Here is a 17,195-nt window from a genome sequence, read left to right on the forward strand (position 1 = left end):
GAGTGTTCCGCATGCCGCGTCCTGTCACCTTCCTTTGTGCGGCGGCGCTGACCGTCGCGCTTTGCCTGCTGTCCATGTCCGCCGCGCACGCCGGCCCCTTGCGCGAACGCCTGAGCGCGCGCCGCGGGGACGCCGCGCCGACCGAAGCCGGCTTGCCCGCCGGCAGCCGCGTGCTGCGCGACCAGCCCTACGGTCCGGACCCGGCGCAGCGCATGGACGTGTTCGTTCCGCCGGGCGTGCGGGGTGCGCCAGTCATCTTCATGGTGCATGGCGGAGGCTGGCGGCGTGGCGACAAGGCGCACGGCCGGGTGGTGGGCAACAAGGTGGCGCACTGGCTGCCCGCAGGGGCCATCCTAGTGTCGGTCAATTACCGCATGCTGCCCGAGGCCGACGTGCCGACCCAGCGCGACGACGTGGCCGCTGCGCTGACGAAGGCGCAGTCTCTGGCGGCGTCCTGGGGCGGTGATCCGTCCCGCTTCGTGCTGATGGGACATTCTGCCGGCGCGCATCTGGTGGCGCTGCTGGCGGCCGCTCCGCCGGCCGGCGTGCAGCCCTGGCGTGCGGCGGTGCTGCTCGACAGCGGCGCGCTGGACGTGCCGCGGCTGATGACCGAACGGCATGCGCCACTGTTCGACCGCGCCTTCGGCACCGATCCGGCGTTCTGGGCGGCCACCTCGCCGCGCCATCGGCTGAGCGGCCCGACGCCGCCCTGGCTGGCGGTGTGCTCCAGCCGGCGCAGCCAGGCCTGCGATCAGGTCGACGCCTTCGCGCAACGGGTGCGCGACACCGGCGGACGCATCGAGCTGCTGCCACTCGACCTGTCGCACGGCGACATCAACAGCACCCTGGGCGAACCGGGTCACTACACGGCCCGTGTGGATGCCTTCCTGCGGGAAACTGGCGCCGTGCCCTGATCAGCCCGCAGCCAGTCTGCCCAGGGCCGCCATCGCGTTATCCACCCGGGCGTCCCAGCGCACCGCGCACATCAGGCGTATGCAGTTGCGGTACTTGCCCTGCGGCGAGAACAGCGGCCCGGGCGCCACACTGACGCCGGCCGCCAGCCCCTTCGCCTGCAGCGCCAGCGCGTCGACGTGGTCCGGCAGTTCCACCCACAGGATGAAGCCGCCGGCCGGCCGGGTGCACCGGGTGCCGGCCGGGAAATGGCGCGCGATCGCGGTCTGCATGCGTTCCATCTGTTCCGCGTACTGGCGGCGGATGCGCGCGAGGTGGCGTTCCCAGCGGCCGGTGGACAGGTAGTCGGCGAGCGCGCGCTGGGGCAGCAGCGCGGTCGCCATGGTAGAGCCGTACTTCAGGCGCTCGACGTCGCGCCGCCAGCGCCCGGCAACGATCCAGCCCACCCGCAGCCCGGGCGCAAGGGTTTTGGAGAAGGACGAGCACAGCAGCACGTGGCCGGTGCGGTCCCAGGCCTTGGCGACGCGTGGCCGCTCGCCGTCGTGCGCCAGCTCGCCGTAGATGTCGTCCTCGATCAGCGCGATGCCGCGCGAGGACAGCATCTGCACGATGCGCCGCTTGTTGGCGTCCGGCATCAGCGCGCCACTCGGATTACTGAAGCTGGTGCAGGCGAGGCAGGCCTTCACCGGCCACTTTTCGAGCGCCAGTTCCAGGGCGTCCGGGCTGAGGCCGGTCTGGGTGTCGGTGGGAATTTCCAGCGCCTTCAGCCCGAGTGACTCGATCAGCTGCAGCGTGCCGAAGAAGGCCGGCGATTCGATGGCAACGATGTCGCCCGGCTGCGTGGTGGCGCGCAGCGCCAGCGTCAGCGCCTCCTGGCAGCCGGTGGTGATGACGATGTCGTCGGGGTGGATCTGGCAGCCGGATTCGACCGCGCGCCGGGCGATCTGCACCCGCAGCGCCTCCTCGCCGATGAATTCGCCGTAACGCGCGCTGCCCGCGTCGTCTGCGCGCAGCGCGCGGCTCAGGCTGGCGCGCACGTCCTTCACCGGCTGGAAATCCGCGTGCGGGATCGCGGTGCTGAACACCATCAGGTCCTCGCGGTGGGACGCGCGCATCACCTGGGCCACCCGCTCCGACATGGTGACTTCGCCCGGACATTCGTCGTCGCAGGTCTGGTGCGCACGCGGCGGTAGCGCTTCGGGCGTGCGCGCGTAGAAGCCGGACTGCGGACGCGCCTCCAGCCAGCCCTGGGCCTCCAGCTTGCGGTAGGCGGAAATGCAGGTGGCGATGCTCAGGCCCTGCTGGGTGGCGATGCGCCGCACCGAGGGCAGGCGCTGACCCGGCGGATACAGGCCGGCACGGATGTCCGCGCGCAGGCGGTCGGCCAGCTGTTCGTAGCGGTTCATGCAGCGTCCTTTCTGGCGGTGGATCACGACGCCGCTACTGTACTGCGATGCTTCATCCAGCGACCGGTACAGTTTGCCGGCTGCCGTTCCGGTACAGCCCGGGAAGGGGTGCGACTGTACCGGTTCAATGCGCAGTTTCTGTGCATTCATCGGCACAGTTGCCAGCGGCATGATGCGGCCATTCACTCAGGAGATGCCGCCATGCCGATGATCACGCTGAATCTGTCCCGCCCACTGGACCCGGACACCCGACGGGCCGTGGTCCGTGCGGTCACCGATCTCACCGCCGAAGTGCTGGGCAAGAAGCGCGAGCTGACGGCGCTGGCGGTCGGTCATGTCGAGCACTGGTCGGTCGGCGCGGAGCCGGCGGGCGAGGCGCTCACCGCCTTCCATCTCGAAGTGCGGGTGACGGCCGGCACCAATACCAAGCCGGAGAAGGCGAACTACATCGCCGCGGTGTGGCAGGCGCTGGACGAACTGGTCGGCCCGCTGCATCCGGCGAGCTACATCGTGGTGACCGATCTGCCGGCGGATTCGTGGGGCTATGCCGGAGAGACCCAGGAGGTGCGCCATGTCCGCTCAAGAATGGTGGTGTAGCCTGCGGCGGCGCGTGGTCGAGGCGCGCAGCCGCCGCCGCGCCCGGGCAGAATTGCGGGCGATGGACGACCTTCAGCTGCGCGACCTCGGCCTCGGCCGCTCCGACATTCCGTCGGTGCTGGCCGGTCGCTTCGACGAGCCGGTCGCGCCGCGCGTCCGCATCCACTGATACCTTGCCGCGTCCGGTCTGCCCCGAATCCGACATGATGAAAGCCCACTGCCTGAGCATGGCTCGCTACCACGCCTGGGCCGGCGAGCGTCTGCTCGCCGCGCTCGACGGGGTCAGCGACGCCGACTACCGGGCCGATCACGGCCTGTTCTTCCGCAGCCTGCACGGCACGCTGAATCACTTGCTGCTGGCTGACCTGATCTGGTACGGCCGTTTTACCGGATCGCCTTTCGCGGCGACGTCGCTGGCGGACGAAGTGGAGACGGATCGCGTCGCGCTGGCCGCGAGGGTGCGCGCTCAGTCCGCGCGCTGGCCGTCGCTGATCGAGGCAGCGGACGACGCGCAGCTGGCGTCCCGCCTGCGTTACCCGAACATGGCCGGCGTTGCCTGCGACACGCCCTGGGCCGGCACGCTGCTGCACGTGTTCAACCACGGCACCCACCACCGTGGCCAGATGTCCGCGGTCATCACCCGGCTCGGCCTGCCGGCGCCGGAGATGGATTACGTGTACTTCCTGCGGCTGGACGTGGCTGCATGACCCGCGTCGAGGCGGCCGCGCCCGAAGCCTTCGAGTTCAGCGCAGCCGATGGTTATCGTCTGCAGGGCCGGCTGTGGTGTCCGCTGTCGGATGACGGCAGCAGGCCTGCGGTGGTGATCTGCTGCGCGACCGGTGTTGCGGCCCGCTACTACGGCCGCTTCGCCGCCTGGCTCGCCACGCACGGACTGCCCGCCATGACTTTCGACTACCGCGGCATCGGCGACAGCCGTTACGGCAGCCTGCGCGGCCTGCGTGCGACCAAGCACGACTGGGGCGCACTCGACGCCGATGCCGCCATCCGCTGGCTGTCGGTGCGCTTTCCCGGTCGTACGCTGGTCGGCGTCGGGCACAGCATCGGTGGCTTCTGCCTCGGCTCGGCGCCGTCCAATACCCGGCTGGCGCGTCTGCTGCTGGTCGGCTCGCAGTACGCCTACTGGCCGGATTACGCACCGCGCGAGCGCTTCGGCTATCTGCTGCGCTGGCATCTGCTGATGCCGCTTCTGGCGCTGCTGCTCGGTTACTTCCCGGGCAAGCGGCTGGGCTGGCTGGAAGACCTGCCGCGTGGCGTGGCGCTGGAATGGGGGCTGCGGCTGTGGCCCGAATTCGACCGTCTTTACCGCTGGCTGCCCGGCGCGTCCGGTGCGCCGGACGGCGAGGCGGCGCGGGCGGCTTTCGCCGCCTACCGAGGTCAGGTACTGGCCTGCGCGTCGGCGGACGATCCGTACGCCACGCCGGCGGCGATGCAGCGTCTGCTGGACTGGTTCACCGCCGCCCGCACCCGCCGGGTGCAGTTCCTGCCGGCACGCTTCGGGCTCACGAAGATCGGCCATTTCGCACCCTTCCACTCCGACATGCAGCGCACGCTGTGGCCGCTCGGCCTGAGGTGGCTGCGCGGCCGCTGAAGTGCCGGATTCCGCCCGCCGCCCGGCGCTTCAGCGACTGCGCAGCAGCGCCTTCATCGCGGTGTCGCGCGGCAGCACGTAATCGTGCGCTGCCAGCGCGACATTGCTGGCCGGGTCGATCACCTTCAGGTTCAGGAACACCCGGTCCTCGCTGGCGCCATAGGTGCCGACGATGACCGCGCGCGCCTGATGGCTCACCGCCAGGTCCTTTATTTCGCGCGTGAGCATCAGTTCGCCCTGGTTCTGGCGGACATAGACGCTGTTGCGGAATTTCATCTCCACCATGTGATAGCCGGCGCGGGAGAAGCGCGACGACACCTGTTCCGACACCAGCCGGCCCAGCGTCGAGGACTGGTCCAGCGCGTCGATGTTCACCACGGTGGCGATGATGAGCGGATTGCCCGGACCCACCCGGTCGCCGATCTGCGCGATCAGCGCGTCGGCGGCGCGGTAGTTGGTCGGCACGAAGCGGTCTGCGGCCGCCTCGTCGTAGGTCGGATCCGGCTTGACGGCCGGTGTGCAGCCGGCCGCGCACAGCGCGACGCAGCAGATCAGGGCGTTCAGTCGGCGTAAGGGGCGCATGTCACTGCCCTCCCTTCAGATGGACCGCATGTACGCCGCTGCCGCCTTCGTACAGCAGGCGGTCGCTGTCGGCCGCGTAATAGACCAGGCTGCGGTGAGCGATGTAGCGGTCGCCTTCGCTCACATGCACGGTGATCAGTATTTCGGTGGCCGGCGTATCGCCGCGGGCTAATTCCGACGTGAGCGCCTGATGCCCGTCGTAGGCGACGGCGCCGGCGGTGGCCACGCCGGCGGCGCTGGCATCGACCGCCGCCAGCGCCCACAGGCCGCCGGCGATCAGCGTGAGCCCGCCGATCTGGCGGTTCTGAAAGCGGTCCGGCGAAAAGCGCACGGTCTGCGTTTCGAATGCCAGCACCTTCGCTGCGTCCGGGCTGCGGCTCACGCTGCGGCCTTCGGCCATCAGTGCCGACACCAGCTGACGCGAAAAGGCGCGCTCGAACTCGCTGGGGGCGCGGCTTTCCTGCACGTGCAGCGGGCCGCTGTCGCTGAGATCGCGGGAAATCTGGCGCGCCACGTCCTGTGCGATGGCGGCCCAATGGCCGGCCGCCTGCACCTTGGGTTGTTTGCTGGTCGGGAAATTGGTGGCCAGCGGCGTTTCGCTGTACGGCGCGGCGCAGCCCGCCGCGAGCAGCGCGAGCGCGACGGCGCCGCCGAAATGTCGGGTGTTCATCGGACGAGACTCCTCCGCAGGATGGGTGGTAGATATATTCCAATGGAATATATCTGGCGCGCAAGTTACCAGAAAGCGCGGCCGGTGCGTCAACCGGGTGCGGAGGGGCCGGTCAGGCGGCGGGGCGGTGCAGGGCGCGTGCGGCGGAGATCGTGGCGAAGTGGATGGCGACGATGTCCTCGATCCGTTCGGCGTAGCCGCCGGCCATCGTGATCGCGAGCGGCAGCCCGCGCTGGCGGCAGAAGTCGAACACCCGGGCGTCGCGCGCCGCCAGACCGGCGCGGGTGAGCTTGAGCCGGCCGAGCCGGTCACCCTCGAAGGGGTCGGCGCCGGCGAGGTAGATGACGAACTGCGGTTCGAAGCGCCGGCTCATGGTCGCCAGCGCCTGGTCCAGTGCGGCGAGGTAGGCCTGGTCACCGGTGCCGTCGGGCAGCGCGACGTCGAGGTGGCTCACTTCCTTACGGAAGGGGAAATTGCGGTCGCCGTGCAGCGACAGCGTGAATACGTCATCCGCGTCGCCCAGGATGTCGGCGGTGCCGTCACCCTGATGCACGTCCAGATCGACGATGGCGACGCGCGCGATGCCGCATTCGGCCTGCAGCATGCAGGTGGCGACCGCGGCGTCGTTGAACACGCAGTAGCCGGCGCCGCTGGCGTGCTTGGCGTGATGGGTGCCGCCGGCCAGATTCACCGACACGCCCTCGCGCAGCGCGCTGCGGCAGGCGCTCATCGTGGCACCGGCCGAGCGGCGCGAGCGCTCGATCATTTCCGGCGACCACGGAAAGCCTATGGTGCGGATTTCGTTCACGCTCAGTTCGCCGCGGCTGGCGCGGTCGACATAGCCTGCGTCGTGCGCGCGGCACAGTTCTGCGTCGGTGGCCGCGGCCGGCTCGCGCAGGTCGACATCCGGCAGTTCGGCCGCCACCCGCTCGCGCAACTGGCGATACTTGGCCATCGGGAAGCGGTGGGTTTCGGGCAGCGGAAGCACGAAATGGTCTGCGTACCAGGCAATCATGGTGCGGTCGTGAAGTGCGGGACGGGCATTCTGACAGCCATGGAGGAGCCCGGTTGCCGCCCGGCTTGAGACAGTCGACCGGAACGCCGCGCGCCGCCACCGGTCAGTGTCGGCGGGCGCTGCGCCGAGGGCGCGTTCTCGCTTACCATCGGCCGCGAGCCGAGCCGGAATACAGAATGAAATACACCGATTTGCGCGATTTCATCGCGCAGCTTGAAAAGAGGGGCGAACTGAAGCGCGTCACGCGTCCGGTGTCGCCCCATCTCGAAATGACCGAAATCTGCGACCGCGTGCTGCGCGCGCAGGGGCCGGCGGTGCTGTTCGAACAGCCGACCGGGCATCGCATGCCGGTGCTGGGCAATCTGTTCGGCACGCCCGGGCGGGTGGCGCTCGGCATGGGGGTCAGCGGCGACAGGTGGGCGGAGGCGCTGCGCGACATCGGCCGCACGCTGTCCATGCTGAAGGAACCGGAACCGCCCAAGGGCCTGAAGGACGCCTGGGACAAGCTGCCCATGCTGAAGCAGGTGTTCTCGATGGCGCCGAAGAAGGTGTCGTCCGCGCCCTGTCAGACGGTCGTGATCGAAGGGCCGGATGTCGACCTCGGCGCGCTGCCGGTGCAGCACTGCTGGCCGGGCGACGCCGCGCCGCTGATCACCTGGGGTCTGGTGGTGACCCGCGGTCCGGACAAGAAGCGGCAGAACCTCGGCATCTACCGTCAGCAGGTGATCGGCCGCAACCGGGTGATCATGCGCTGGCTCGCCCACCGCGGCGGTGCGCTGGATTTCCGCGATCATGCGCGCAGGTTTCCGGGCACGCCCTTCCCGGTGTCAGTGGTGCTGGGCTGCGATCCGGCCACCATACTCGGGGCGGTGACGCCGGTGCCGGACACGCTGTCCGAGTACCAGTTCGCCGGCCTGCTGCGCGGCAGCCGGACCGAACTGGTGAAGTGCGTGGGCAATGACCTCGATGTGCCGGCCAGTGCGGAAATCGTGCTCGAAGGCGAACTGCGGCCCGACGCGAACCACCCGTCCGGCTACGAGCATGCGCCCGAAGGCCCGTTCGGTGACCACACCGGCTACTACAACGAAGTCGCCGAATTCCCGGTATTCACGATCACCCGCATCACGATGCGGCGCGATCCGATCTACCACTCCACCTACACCGGCAAGCCGCCGGACGAACCTGCGATGCTGGGCGTGGCGCTGAACGAGGTGTTCGTGCCGCTGCTGCAGAAGCAGTTTCCGGAAATCACCGACTTCTACCTCCCGCCGGAAGGCTGTTCATACCGGCTGGCGGTGGTGTCGATGCGCAAGCAGTACCCGGGTCACGCCAAGCGGGTCATGTTCGGCGTGTGGAGTTTCCTGCGCCAGTTCATGTACACCAAGACCATCATCGTGGTGGACGAGGACATCGACATCCGCAGCTGGCAGGAAGTGATCTGGGCCATGACCACGCGCATGGACGCGAAGCGCGACACCGTCATCGTCGACAACACGCCGATCGACTACCTCGATTTCGCCAGCCCGGTCGCCGGTCTCGGATCGAAGATGGGCCTGGACGCGACCAACAAGTGGCCGGGCGAAACCAGCCGCGAGTGGGGGCGCACGATAGAGATGGATGCCGACGTGAAGCAGCGCGTCGATGCCATGTGGTCCGAACTGGGCCTGTGACCGGCCCGATCCCGACGCAATCAGGGCGGCCTGGACCGCCTTCATCCCAGAACCGGCCGCGTGTGCGCGGCAAGAAGGAGTGCTTGAAAATGGCCATCGGCCTCTACATCATCGGTGACGAAATCCTGTCCGGTCGTCGTCAGGACGGGCATTTCGCCAAGGTGCGCGAACTGCTGGGCGAGCGCGGGCTGCAGCTGTCCTGGGTGCATTACCTGGGTGACGAGCGGCCGAGGCTGATCGAAGCCTATCGCCGTTCGTTCGCGAGCGACGACATCGTGTTCTCCTGCGGCGGCATCGGCGTGACGCCGGACGACCACACGCGGCAGGCCGCGGCGGCCGCACTGGGCGTGGACTGCGTGCTGCATCCGGAAGCGGAAGCCGAGATCCGTGCGCGCTTCGGCGCTGAAACCACCGAAAACCGGCTGCGTCTGGGCGAATTCCCGGCCGGCAGCCGGATCATTCCGAATCCTTTCAACCGCATTCCCGGCTTCAGCTGCGGCCATCACCACTTCGTGCCCGGTTTCCCGGAAATGGCGTGGCCGATGATGAAGTGGGTGCTGGACACGCAGTACGTGCATCTGCATCACACCCGTGACTGGGTGGAAGCGTCGATGTTCGTGTTCGATGCGCACGAGAGCAAGCTGCTCGACCTGATGCAGGCGACCGAGGCCGAGTACGGCGTCACCGTGTTCAGCCTGCCCAGCTTCGGCAATGCACGCCATGCGACGCCGCACATCGAACTGGGCGCCAAGGGCGCCGCCGACAAGGTGCCCGCCGCGATGGCGGCCATGCGGGTCGAAGTGCTCAAGCGGGGTCTGGTGATCGCGCCAGACGCCTGACCGACCGTGTGATCCGGATGACGCGTTCCGGCGCGTCAACGAAAAAGCCCCGCCGGAGCGGGGCTTTTTCTTGCAGCAGGTGCTGAAGGATCAGGCAGCCGCCTTCTTCTTCGCGGTGGTGCTGGCAGCGCCGACGGCACGCACGGTGGCCGAGGTCGCGGCATTCACGTTGGCTTCGGCCAGTTCCACGGCTTGCTTGGTGGCCTTGGCGATGCTGTCGTAGGCGCTGTTGGCGGCAGCGATGGCCGACTTCACGGCGGCGACGGCGACGTCCGAACCGGCCGGCGCCTGCTTGGCGGCCTGATCCAGGGTCGAGGTGACAGCCTTGTTCACTTCGCCGACCTGAGCTTCGACAACCTTGCTCAGCTCTTCCTGGGTCTGCGACACGATTTCATAGACGCTGCGCGAGTAGGCAACGACCTTCTCGATCGCCGGCTGCACGAAACCGCTCTGCAGCGAAACGATGTCCTGCACGTCCTTGGCGCCCAGCAGCGACTTGGTGTTCGCGACGCTGTCTTCCAGCAGCGAACGGGCGGTGTTCAGGTTCAGCGCGGCCAGACGCTCGGTGCTGGCGAAGGCGGTGTTGGCCAGGGTCAGCAGGGCTTCGATGCCGTTCTTGTTGGCGGCGGCAATGTTTTCCGGGGTAAAGGCCATGGTGGTTATCTCCAATACTTGTGTTGAAAGAGCGACCACGACCGGGCAAGAACACCTACACCCACGAGGCCACTTGAGTTTGTGTGCAGCCCGATCACCGACTGATTCACTCAGTCCGTATTGCGCTGCACCATGACTACGATTATAGGGGTGGTCGACGCGATGTCAACAGGTTTTTGTTGCACTGCACACAAAAACCTTGGGTAAGAAAATCTTAATCTAAACAAAGATATGTGTACGTCCGTTCAAGACCTTGTCTTGCGTCGGCTGCGCTGCGGCACTGCATCGGCGCAGGCGTATCAGCGCAGTTCGGACAGCAGGCGTGCTGCGGTGCGCTCGGTTTCGCGCCGGTAGGCCTCACCGAACAGGAGGAAGTGATTCAGCAGGTGGTGCAGCCGGTAAAGGCCGCGACGGGCGGGCGCACCGGCGTCGAGTGGCGCCGCCTTCTGATAGGCGGCGTACATGGACACCGGGAAACCGCCGAACAGTTCGGTCATCGCGTAGTCGGCTTCACGGTCGCCGTAATGCACGGCCGGATCGAATACGGCAGGCCGCCCATCCGCGATGCCGGCGTTGCCGTGCCACAGATCGCCGTGCAGCAGTGACGGTACCGGCCGGTAGTCGAGGAAGAGGGCGGGTACCCGTTCGACCAGCGCGCGCAGCGTACGGATCAGTTCGCCGCGCTCGCCGCCCGCGATCAGCCGTTCGAGCGCCGGTTGCAGGCGTTTCTGTGCGTAGAACAGCGGCCAGGAGGCCGACCAGCCGTTTTCCTGCGGGCTGTCGCCCAGCCAGTTGTCCCGTCCCAGACCATAGTGCTCGCCCCGCACCGCGTGCAGCGCGGCCAGCGCCTGACCGAAAGCGCGTCCGTCGTCGTCGCCGCTGACCGGCTTGAGCGCGAGCCATTCCAGCGCCAGCCACGCAACTTCTCCGCTGACGCCGGTGCCGGCCAGTGCCGGCACCCGGAAGCTGCCGCTGTCACGCAGCAGGGCCAGACCGTCCGCTTCGGCGGCAAGCCGGTCGGCGTGTTCGGCCGGCACGGTCTTGATGAACAGTGCGCCGGCGCCGGTATCGAGCTTCAGCGCGCTGCGGGTGCGTCCGGGCGGCAGCGCGGCTTCGCCGGTCAGTTGCAGTCCGAGCGTGGCGGCGATCTCCCGGGCCAGCGGGCTCATGCGGGCGCGCCCCCGCTGTCGGCCAGTCGCATGTTGGCGGTCGACAGCCGTCCGGCCAGTACCTGCAGGAACGCTTCATAGAAGCGCATGCGACAGGTTTCCGAAGCGCGGCGGATGCTGTGGCCGTCGATCACGCACAGCAGGCTGTCGGTACTCACCTGAACGTCGTTGGCGCGGAGCTTGCGCTCGCGTGCGACCACCGACATTTCGCCGCAGCATTCGCCGGCGGTCAGTATGGTGAGCGTGCGTCCGTTCTTCGCGATCGCCATTTCGCCCTCGGCGATCACGTACAGCCGGTCGCCCTGTTCGCCGTCCTTCATCAGCAGCGTGCCGGCGGCCACCCGCTCGAGCCGGGTGAAGCGCGCCACCTCCCACAGTTCGACGTCGCTGAATTCATGGAAGAAGGCCAGCGTGCGCAGCAGCCGGAAGTGTTCGGCATCGTTGTCCGCATTGTCCCGCGGCTTGAGCCGGCGATTGCGGAAGGCCTGCGCCAGATCGTGGGTGAACTCGGCCCAGGTCGCGTAGCGCAGCGCCACGTCCTTGTGCATGGCGCGCGCCACCACATCGTCCAGCGCCGGGGGCAGACCGGGGCGGTGGGTGGAGGGGGGCGGCGGTTCGACGTGGATGATCTGGTACACCAGGCTGTACTTGTTGCTGGCCTGGAAAGGCAGTTCGCCGGCCAGCAGCTGGTACAGCACCACGCCCAGAGAATAGATGTCGGTCTGGTGGTTCAGCGGCATTTCCCGCACCTGCTGCGGGCTCATGTAGGCCGGCGAGCCGACGCCCTCGACCTGGGTGCGTTCCACGGTGGTGAACAGCGCGGCGCCGAAATCGGTCAGCTTGAGGTCGCCGTCGCGGGTGAGCAGGATGTTGGCCGGCTTGATGTCGCGATGGGTGACGCCGAGCTGGCAGGCGTAGTCGAGCGCACGGGTGCACTTGAACATCAGTTCGACGATGCGATCGACCGGCAGCAGGGCCGGCCGCTGGATGTGCGCTTCCAGAGTGCCGCCGCCGACGTACTCCATCACGATCCACGCGTGGTCGTCGCCGACCACCGCGTCGTGGATGGCGGCGATGTGCGGATGCTGCAGCCGGTTGGCCAGCGACGCTTCGTTGATCAGCAGGTTGCGGTGCAGCTTGCCGCGCACCTTGTCGTTCAGCACATCCGGGTCGATGCACTTGATGGCCACCTCGCGCTGCGTTTCCGGGTCCCAGGCCAGCCATACCGTGCTGGTACTGCCGCGACCGATGATGCGGCGCAGCTGGTAGCGCCCGAGGGTGCCGCCGGCAGCGTAGTCCGGGGTCGGCCGCGCGCTCATCGGCTCACACTCCGGTCAGGCGCTGGTTGGCCAGCGCGAGTCGCTCGACCAGGATGCGCAGGAAGGCGCGGTCGAAGCGGTGGCGGCAGGCTTCGGAGGCGTGTTCCAGCGTGGCGTTGGCGAAATGGATCACCACCGCTTCCGACAGCGTGGAGACGTCGGCACCGCGGGTGCCGCGCTCCGGCGTGAGCCAGGCCATTTCGCCCACGCATTCGCCGGCCGACAGCACGTTCAGCAGCTTGCGGCCCTTGGTCACCTTCACCTCGCCGGCGGCGATGATGAAGAAGCCGTCGCCGGCGTCACCCTCGCGCAGCAGCATCTGTCCGCCGGCCACCCGGTGCCATTCGCCCAGTCGCACCACCTCCCACAGTTCGACGTCGGAGAAGTCGCGGAAGAAGGGCAGGGCCCGCAGCGAATTGAATTTCTCGCTGTCGGCGATCCGCGTGTCCTGTTCGCGCAGCGCCTCGCCGCGGAAGGCCTCGGCCAGATCGAAGGAAAAGGCGTCCCAGGTCGGGTAGCGGTCGTCCAGCGACTTCTGCAGCGCGCGCATCACGATGTCGTCCAGCGCCGGCGGCAGCTCCGGCCGCAGGGCGGACGGCGGCACCGGTTCGGCGTGGGTGATCTGGTACATCATGCTGTAGTTGTTGCTGCCCTGGAACGGCAGCTGGCCAGTCAGCAGCTGGTACATCACCACGCCGAGCGAAAAGATGTCGGTCTGGTGATTGAGCGGGTGTTCCTTGATCTGCTGCGGGCTCATGTAAGCCGGTGAGCCGACGCCCGACACCTGGGTTTCGTTGGCCGACACCGACATCGCGGCGCCGAAATCCGACACCTTCACATTCGTGCCAGCAGCCGCGCCGTCGTCGGCGCGCATGATGTTGGCCGGCTTCAGATCGCGGTGGATGACGCCCAGGCGCCAGGCGAAATCCAGCGCACGCGAACACTTGAAGATGATTTCCAGCACGTCGCCGACCGGCAGCAGGTTTTCCGGCTGGATGTGCCGTTCCAGCGTGCCGCCGCGCACATACTCCATGACGATGTAGGCCGGATCGGCTTCCGCCACCGCGTCGTAGATCTGCACGATGTGCGGATGGGTGAGCTTGCCGGCGAGCGAGGCCTCGGCGACGAAGAACTTGCGCTGGTAGCGCTCGGTCTTGCTGCCGTCGTCGGCGCCACGGGCCACCACCTTGATCGCCACTTCGCGCCGGCCGAAGGGGTCGTGCGCCAGATAGACCTTCGATGTGGCGCCTTCGCCGAGCAGGCGCAGGATGCGGTACTTGCCGAGCAGGTCCATGTCAGGCCTCCCGCAGCCGGGCGGGCGCCCGGCGGGCAGTGGTGAAGCGGCGGCGGGAGCGTGTGGTCGGCATCATGGCGGCGTGGCGGACGCCCGGCGACCATGACCGGCGCCGGGCAGAAGCATTCCGCGTCAGCCGGCCAGTCCGGCCCGGGCGCGGGCGATGGCGGCGCGCACCTGTTCCGGTGCGGTGCCGCCGACGTGGTTGCGGGACGACAGCGAACCTTCCACCGTCAGCACCGCGAACACCGATTCATCGACCAGCGGCGAGAAGGACTTGAGCTCGTCCAGCGTGAGGTCGGACACGTCGCAGCCCTTCTGTTCGGCCAGACGCACCGCGCGGGCGACCGCCTCGTGTGCGTCGCGGAAGGGCAGGCCGCGCTTGACCAGCCAGTCGGCCAGGTCGGTGGCGGTGGCGTAGCCCTGACGCAGCGCGCTCTTCATCGCCTCGGCCTTGACCCGCACGTTGAACACCTTCGTGCCGTCGGCGGCGGTCGTGCTGCCCATCATGTCGGCGTAGATGCGCAGCGTGTCGATCACCGTGTCGGCGGTGTCGAACAGCGGTTCCTTGTCTTCCTGATTGTCCTTGTTGTAGGCCAGCGGCTGGCCCTTCATCAGCGTGAGCAGCGCGATCAGACTGCCATTCACGCGACCGGTCTTGCCGCGCACCAGCTCCGGCACGTCCGGGTTCTTCTTCTGCGGCATGATGGATGAGCCGGTGCAGAAGCGGTCGGCCAGATCGATGAAGCCGACGCGCGGGCTCATCCACAGGATGAGTTCTTCCGACAGGCGCGACAGGTGGGTCATCAGCAGGCTGGAGGCGGCGCAGAATTCGATCGCGAAATCGCGGTCGGACACCGCGTCCAGCGAGTTCTGGCACACCTCGTCGAAACCCAGTTCGGCGGCGACGAATGCGCGGTCGATCGGGAAGGTGGTGCCGGCCAGCGCGGCCGAACCCAGCGGCAGCCGGTTGGTGCGCTTGCGGCAGTCGGCGAAGCGCTCGGCATCACGCCGCAGCATTTCGAAATACGCCATCAGGTGGTGGCCGAAGGTGACCGGTTGCGCCACCTGCAGGTGGGTGAAGCCGGGCAGCGGCGTGGCGGCGTGGTGCTCGGCCAGATCGAGCAGCGCGCGCTGGAAGTCGCGGATCAGGCCAATGATGGTGTCGATCGCGTCGCGCAGCCACAGCCGGATGTCGGTTGCCACCTGGTCATTGCGGCTGCGGCCGGTGTGCAGGCGCTTGCCGGCGTCGCCGACCAGCGCGGTCAGCCGCTTCTCTATATTGAGGTGCACATCCTCGTCATCGAGGTTCCAGTCGAAGCGGCCTGCTTCGATTTCCTGCGTGATCTGCGCCATGCCGGTGCGGATGGCATCGAGATCGGCCTGGGCGATGATGCCCTGCTTCGCCAGCATGGCGGCATGGGCCAGCGAGCCCTGGATGTCCTGACGCCACATCCGTTGGTCGAAAAACACCGACGCGGTATAACGTTTCACCAGATCGGACACGGGTTCGGAAAAACGGCCCGACCAGGCCTTGGTCGGTTCGGACTGCGAAGATGCGCTCATGATGGAAAGACGTTCGGCACGCTGCGGGAAACCGGCAATTATAGGCCAGCGAGGCGAAATGCCTCAGCGGGCGGCCGACGCGCGTCCCGGGAGGGGCGTGCGGTGAGGCCGGCACGCGCACCGGACTGGCGCAACCTCGGCGTGATGCTGCGCAGCGTGCTGCTGGTCAATGCGCTGGCCGCCCTGGCGCTGCTGGCGCGCAACCGCAGCGGCGAGGCGCTGCCTTTCGATCTGCTTGAAATGGCGGCCCGGGTCGAGCCGCCGCTCATCCTGGCGCTGGGCCTGCTCTACCTGCTCGCGCCGGTGTTCCCCCGGCTGACGGTGCGCGCGGGCTGGGCGCTGGTGGCCGCGGTGGCGCTGGCCAGCACGCTGGCGGCGGACGCGCTGGCGGGCTGGGACCTGCCGGTCGGCCGCGACTGGCCGGTGCGCGAAGCGCTGTGGGCGCTGTTCGCGGCCGTCGCCGCAATGATCTACTTCACCGTGCAGGAGCGCGCGCTCGGCCCGGCCATCGCCCAGGCCCGGCTGATGGCGCTGTCGGCCCGCATCCGGCCGCATTTCCTGTTCAACAGCCTGAACGCGGTGCTGGGCATCATCCGCGACGATCCGCGCCGGGCCGAGCGTGCGCTGGAGGAGCTGTCCGACCTGTTCCGCGTGCTGATGCGCGAGAACCGTGATCTGGTCACGCTGGGCGAGGAACTGGCCTTGTGCCGGCAGTACATCGAGCTGGAGCGGCTGCGGCTGGGCGAGCGGCTGGACGTGCAGTGGCAGACCGAGGGCTGCCCGCCGGACGCCAGGGTGCCGCCGCTCATGCTGCAGCCGCTGCTGGAAAACGCGGTCTATCACGGGGTCGAGCCGCTGGCCGGCCGCGGCGAAGTCCGGGTCAGCGTGCAGCGGGCCGGTGGCGACCTGCTGGTCGAGATCGACAATCCGCTGCCGCTGGCCGGCCGCGCCGCCGGTCACGGCGGCGGCAACCGCATGGCGCTCGACAATCTGCGCGAGCGGCTCATGCTGTTCTTCGACCTGGAGGCGCAGCTGGAAGCCGGCGAACGCGACGGGCTGTACCGGGTGCGCATCCGCTTTCCCTACCGGAGCATGGCATGACGGTGCTGCGCGTATTCATTGCCGACGACGAGGCGCCCGCACGGCTCAGGCTGCGCGCGCTGCTGTCCGACATCGAGGCCGAACTGCCGAACCGCGTGGTGGGCGAGGCGGCCAATGGTGAAGATGCGCTCGCGCTGCTGGCGGCGCTGCCGGCGGCAGAGGCCGCCGATGTCGCGCTGATCGATATCCGCATGCCGGGCATGGACGGCGTAGAGCTGGCGTCGCGTCTGGCGGCGCTGCCGCGGCCGCCGGTGCTGGTGTTCTGCACCGCCTACGACCAGTACGCAGTGCGGGCATTCGAACTGCAGGCGACCGACTACCTGATGAAACCGGTGCGCGCCGCCCGCCTGCTCGATGCGCTCAGACGTGTGCCGGAGCGTCAGGCCGGCGCCAGCGCTGACCCCGGTGGAGGGCGCAGTCAGCTGTCGTGCAGCGAACGCGGCCGCATCCTGCTGGTGCCGGTGGCCGACATCCTCTACCTGCGGGCGGAGCTGAAATACGTGACCGCCCGCACCGGCGAGCGCGAATACCTGCTGGAAGAGTCACTGGCCGCGCTGGAACAGGAATTCCCGCGCCGCTTCGTGCGCATCCATCGCAACTGTCTGGTTGCCCGCGACGCGGTAGCCGGTTTCGAACATGTGCGCGACGGCGCCGACGGCCACTGGTCGGTGGTGCTGAAGGGGCTGGACGAGCGGCTGCCGGTCAGCCGCCGGCAGTGGGCCCAGGTGCGCGCCGAGTTCGCCGATATCCGCACCGCCGAGCGCTAGGGCCACGGCCGGCGATCGCGGGGGA

At 68.3% G+C, this 17,195-nt stretch carries 18 protein-coding genes; 9 read left to right on the forward strand and 9 right to left on the reverse strand.

The annotated features are described in order from the left end of the window. Positions 1-11: 11 nt before the first annotated feature. Positions 12-914, forward strand: coding sequence for an alpha/beta hydrolase (locus tag METUNV1_RS18690; protein ID WP_008064477.1), 903 nt, complete (start codon positions 12-14; stop codon positions 912-914). Here the strand turns inward: METUNV1_RS18690 and METUNV1_RS18695 are convergent, their stop codons facing one another. Continuing rightward, positions 915-2,318, reverse strand: coding sequence for an aminotransferase-like domain-containing protein (locus METUNV1_RS18695; protein ID WP_008064478.1), 1,404 nt, complete (start codon positions 2,316-2,318; stop codon positions 915-917). Positions 2,319-2,519: 201 nt separating this feature from the next. Between METUNV1_RS18695 and METUNV1_RS18700 the strand changes: the two genes are divergently transcribed. From METUNV1_RS18700 to METUNV1_RS18715, 4 genes are read left to right on the forward strand one after another with little or no spacing between them, the layout of a single operon-like run. Then, positions 2,520-2,915 carry a tautomerase family protein gene (locus METUNV1_RS18700; protein ID WP_008064479.1) on the forward strand — a complete coding sequence of 132 codons (396 nt, stop codon included), beginning with the start codon at positions 2,520-2,522 and terminating at the stop codon, positions 2,913-2,915. Next, on the forward strand, positions 2,890-3,084 hold the full coding sequence (locus METUNV1_RS18705; protein WP_043360334.1) for a YjiS-like domain-containing protein: 195 nt from the start codon (positions 2,890-2,892) through the stop codon (positions 3,082-3,084). The genes METUNV1_RS18700 and METUNV1_RS18705 overlap by 26 nt, the downstream gene beginning before the upstream one ends. 34 nt (positions 3,085-3,118) lie before the next feature. Beyond that, on the forward strand, positions 3,119-3,622 hold the full coding sequence (locus METUNV1_RS18710) for a DinB family protein (protein WP_008064481.1): 504 nt from the start codon (positions 3,119-3,121) through the stop codon (positions 3,620-3,622). Continuing rightward, positions 3,619-4,524 carry an alpha/beta hydrolase family protein gene (locus METUNV1_RS18715; RefSeq protein ID WP_008064484.1) on the forward strand — a complete coding sequence of 302 codons (906 nt, stop codon included), beginning with the start codon at positions 3,619-3,621 and terminating at the stop codon, positions 4,522-4,524. The genes METUNV1_RS18710 and METUNV1_RS18715 overlap by 4 nt, the downstream gene beginning before the upstream one ends. Before the next feature lie 30 nt (positions 4,525-4,554). Here METUNV1_RS18715 and METUNV1_RS18720 read toward each other — a convergent pair whose 3' ends face one another. The 3 genes from METUNV1_RS18720 to METUNV1_RS18730 all read right to left on the reverse strand — a co-directional run bounded on the left by METUNV1_RS18720 (position 4,555) and on the right by METUNV1_RS18730 (position 6,791). After that, the gene (locus METUNV1_RS18720; protein WP_008064486.1) at positions 4,555-5,106 is read right to left on the reverse strand and encodes a FlgO family outer membrane protein; all 552 of its coding nucleotides are present in this window, start codon (positions 5,104-5,106) and stop codon (positions 4,555-4,557) included. A gap of 1 nt (position 5,107) precedes the next feature. Further along, a complete protein-coding gene (locus METUNV1_RS18725) occupies positions 5,108-5,776 on the reverse strand; it encodes a hypothetical protein (RefSeq protein WP_008064488.1) in 669 nt (222 codons plus the stop codon). A gap of 112 nt (positions 5,777-5,888) precedes the next feature. Beyond that, entirely contained in the window at positions 5,889-6,791 is a 903-nt protein-coding gene (locus tag METUNV1_RS18730; RefSeq protein WP_008064490.1) for a histone deacetylase family protein, read from the reverse strand. Between the two features lie 176 nt (positions 6,792-6,967). On the opposite strand from METUNV1_RS18730, the gene ubiD reads away from it, so the two are divergent. Next, complete coding sequence (ubiD, locus tag METUNV1_RS18735; protein ID WP_008064492.1) at positions 6,968-8,461, forward strand: 4-hydroxy-3-polyprenylbenzoate decarboxylase; 1,494 nt, start codon at positions 6,968-6,970, stop codon at positions 8,459-8,461. An 89-nt stretch (positions 8,462-8,550) separates the two neighbouring features. Next, positions 8,551-9,300, forward strand: coding sequence for a competence/damage-inducible protein A (locus METUNV1_RS18740; RefSeq protein WP_008064494.1), 750 nt, complete (start codon positions 8,551-8,553; stop codon positions 9,298-9,300). A gap of 90 nt (positions 9,301-9,390) precedes the next feature. Here the strand turns inward: METUNV1_RS18740 and METUNV1_RS18745 are convergent, their stop codons facing one another. The 5 genes from METUNV1_RS18745 to argH form a co-directional block, all read right to left on the reverse strand. Next, on the reverse strand, positions 9,391-9,954 hold the full coding sequence (locus METUNV1_RS18745) for a phasin family protein (protein WP_008064497.1): 564 nt from the start codon (positions 9,952-9,954) through the stop codon (positions 9,391-9,393). Between the two features lie 299 nt (positions 9,955-10,253). After that, the gene (locus tag METUNV1_RS18750; protein WP_008064499.1) at positions 10,254-11,123 is read right to left on the reverse strand and encodes a fructosamine kinase family protein; all 870 of its coding nucleotides are present in this window, start codon (positions 11,121-11,123) and stop codon (positions 10,254-10,256) included. Next, a complete protein-coding gene (locus tag METUNV1_RS18755; protein WP_008064501.1) occupies positions 11,120-12,442 on the reverse strand; it encodes a protein kinase domain-containing protein in 1,323 nt (440 codons plus the stop codon). Before METUNV1_RS18755 ends, METUNV1_RS18750 begins: the two co-directional genes overlap by 4 nt. Before the next feature lie 4 nt (positions 12,443-12,446). Next, positions 12,447-13,736, reverse strand: coding sequence for a protein kinase domain-containing protein (locus METUNV1_RS18760; RefSeq protein ID WP_008064503.1), 1,290 nt, complete (start codon positions 13,734-13,736; stop codon positions 12,447-12,449). Between the two features lie 132 nt (positions 13,737-13,868). Next, entirely contained in the window at positions 13,869-15,302 is a 1,434-nt protein-coding gene (gene argH, locus METUNV1_RS18765) for an argininosuccinate lyase (RefSeq protein ID WP_008064505.1), read from the reverse strand. A gap of 102 nt (positions 15,303-15,404) precedes the next feature. On the opposite strand from argH, the gene METUNV1_RS18770 reads away from it, so the two are divergent. Both METUNV1_RS18770 and METUNV1_RS18775 read left to right on the forward strand, forming a co-directional pair. Beyond that, a complete protein-coding gene (locus METUNV1_RS18770; RefSeq protein ID WP_008064507.1) occupies positions 15,405-16,403 on the forward strand; it encodes a sensor histidine kinase in 999 nt (332 codons plus the stop codon). Beyond that, positions 16,400-17,170 carry a LytR/AlgR family response regulator transcription factor gene (locus tag METUNV1_RS18775; RefSeq protein ID WP_008064510.1) on the forward strand — a complete coding sequence of 257 codons (771 nt, stop codon included), beginning with the start codon at positions 16,400-16,402 and terminating at the stop codon, positions 17,168-17,170. Before METUNV1_RS18770 ends, METUNV1_RS18775 begins: the two co-directional genes overlap by 4 nt. The last annotated feature ends 25 nt before the right edge of the window (positions 17,171-17,195 follow it).

Source organism: Methyloversatilis universalis FAM5, assembly GCF_000214035.2.
GTDB lineage: Bacteria > Pseudomonadota > Gammaproteobacteria > Burkholderiales > Rhodocyclaceae > Methyloversatilis > Methyloversatilis universalis.

Bases quoted from the DNA above. Each gene is read 5' to 3' on its own strand.
- METUNV1_RS18690 (WP_008064477.1), top strand. From the start codon at position 12: ATGCCGCGTCCTGTCACCTTCCTTTGTGCGGCGGCGCTGACCGTCGCG.
- METUNV1_RS18695 (WP_008064478.1), bottom strand. From the start codon at position 2,318: ATGAACCGCTACGAACAGCTGGCCGACCGCCTGCGCGCGGACATCCGT.
- METUNV1_RS18700 (WP_008064479.1), top strand. From the start codon at position 2,520: ATGCCGATGATCACGCTGAATCTGTCCCGCCCACTGGACCCGGACACC.
- METUNV1_RS18705 (WP_043360334.1), top strand. From the start codon at position 2,890: ATGTCCGCTCAAGAATGGTGGTGTAGCCTGCGGCGGCGCGTGGTCGAG.
- METUNV1_RS18710 (WP_008064481.1), top strand. From the start codon at position 3,119: ATGATGAAAGCCCACTGCCTGAGCATGGCTCGCTACCACGCCTGGGCC.
- METUNV1_RS18715 (WP_008064484.1), top strand. From the start codon at position 3,619: ATGACCCGCGTCGAGGCGGCCGCGCCCGAAGCCTTCGAGTTCAGCGCA.
- METUNV1_RS18720 (WP_008064486.1), bottom strand. From the start codon at position 5,106: ATGCGCCCCTTACGCCGACTGAACGCCCTGATCTGCTGCGTCGCGCTG.
- METUNV1_RS18725 (WP_008064488.1), bottom strand. From the start codon at position 5,776: ATGAACACCCGACATTTCGGCGGCGCCGTCGCGCTCGCGCTGCTCGCG.
- METUNV1_RS18730 (WP_008064490.1), bottom strand. From the start codon at position 6,791: ATGATTGCCTGGTACGCAGACCATTTCGTGCTTCCGCTGCCCGAAACC.
- ubiD (WP_008064492.1), top strand. From the start codon at position 6,968: ATGAAATACACCGATTTGCGCGATTTCATCGCGCAGCTTGAAAAGAGG.
- METUNV1_RS18740 (WP_008064494.1), top strand. From the start codon at position 8,551: ATGGCCATCGGCCTCTACATCATCGGTGACGAAATCCTGTCCGGTCGT.
- METUNV1_RS18745 (WP_008064497.1), bottom strand. From the start codon at position 9,954: ATGGCCTTTACCCCGGAAAACATTGCCGCCGCCAACAAGAACGGCATC.
- METUNV1_RS18750 (WP_008064499.1), bottom strand. From the start codon at position 11,123: ATGAGCCCGCTGGCCCGGGAGATCGCCGCCACGCTCGGACTGCAACTG.
- METUNV1_RS18755 (WP_008064501.1), bottom strand. From the start codon at position 12,442: ATGAGCGCGCGGCCGACCCCGGACTACGCTGCCGGCGGCACCCTCGGG.
- METUNV1_RS18760 (WP_008064503.1), bottom strand. From the start codon at position 13,736: ATGGACCTGCTCGGCAAGTACCGCATCCTGCGCCTGCTCGGCGAAGGC.
- argH (WP_008064505.1), bottom strand. From the start codon at position 15,302: ATGAGCGCATCTTCGCAGTCCGAACCGACCAAGGCCTGGTCGGGCCGT.
- METUNV1_RS18775 (WP_008064510.1), top strand. From the start codon at position 16,400: ATGACGGTGCTGCGCGTATTCATTGCCGACGACGAGGCGCCCGCACGG.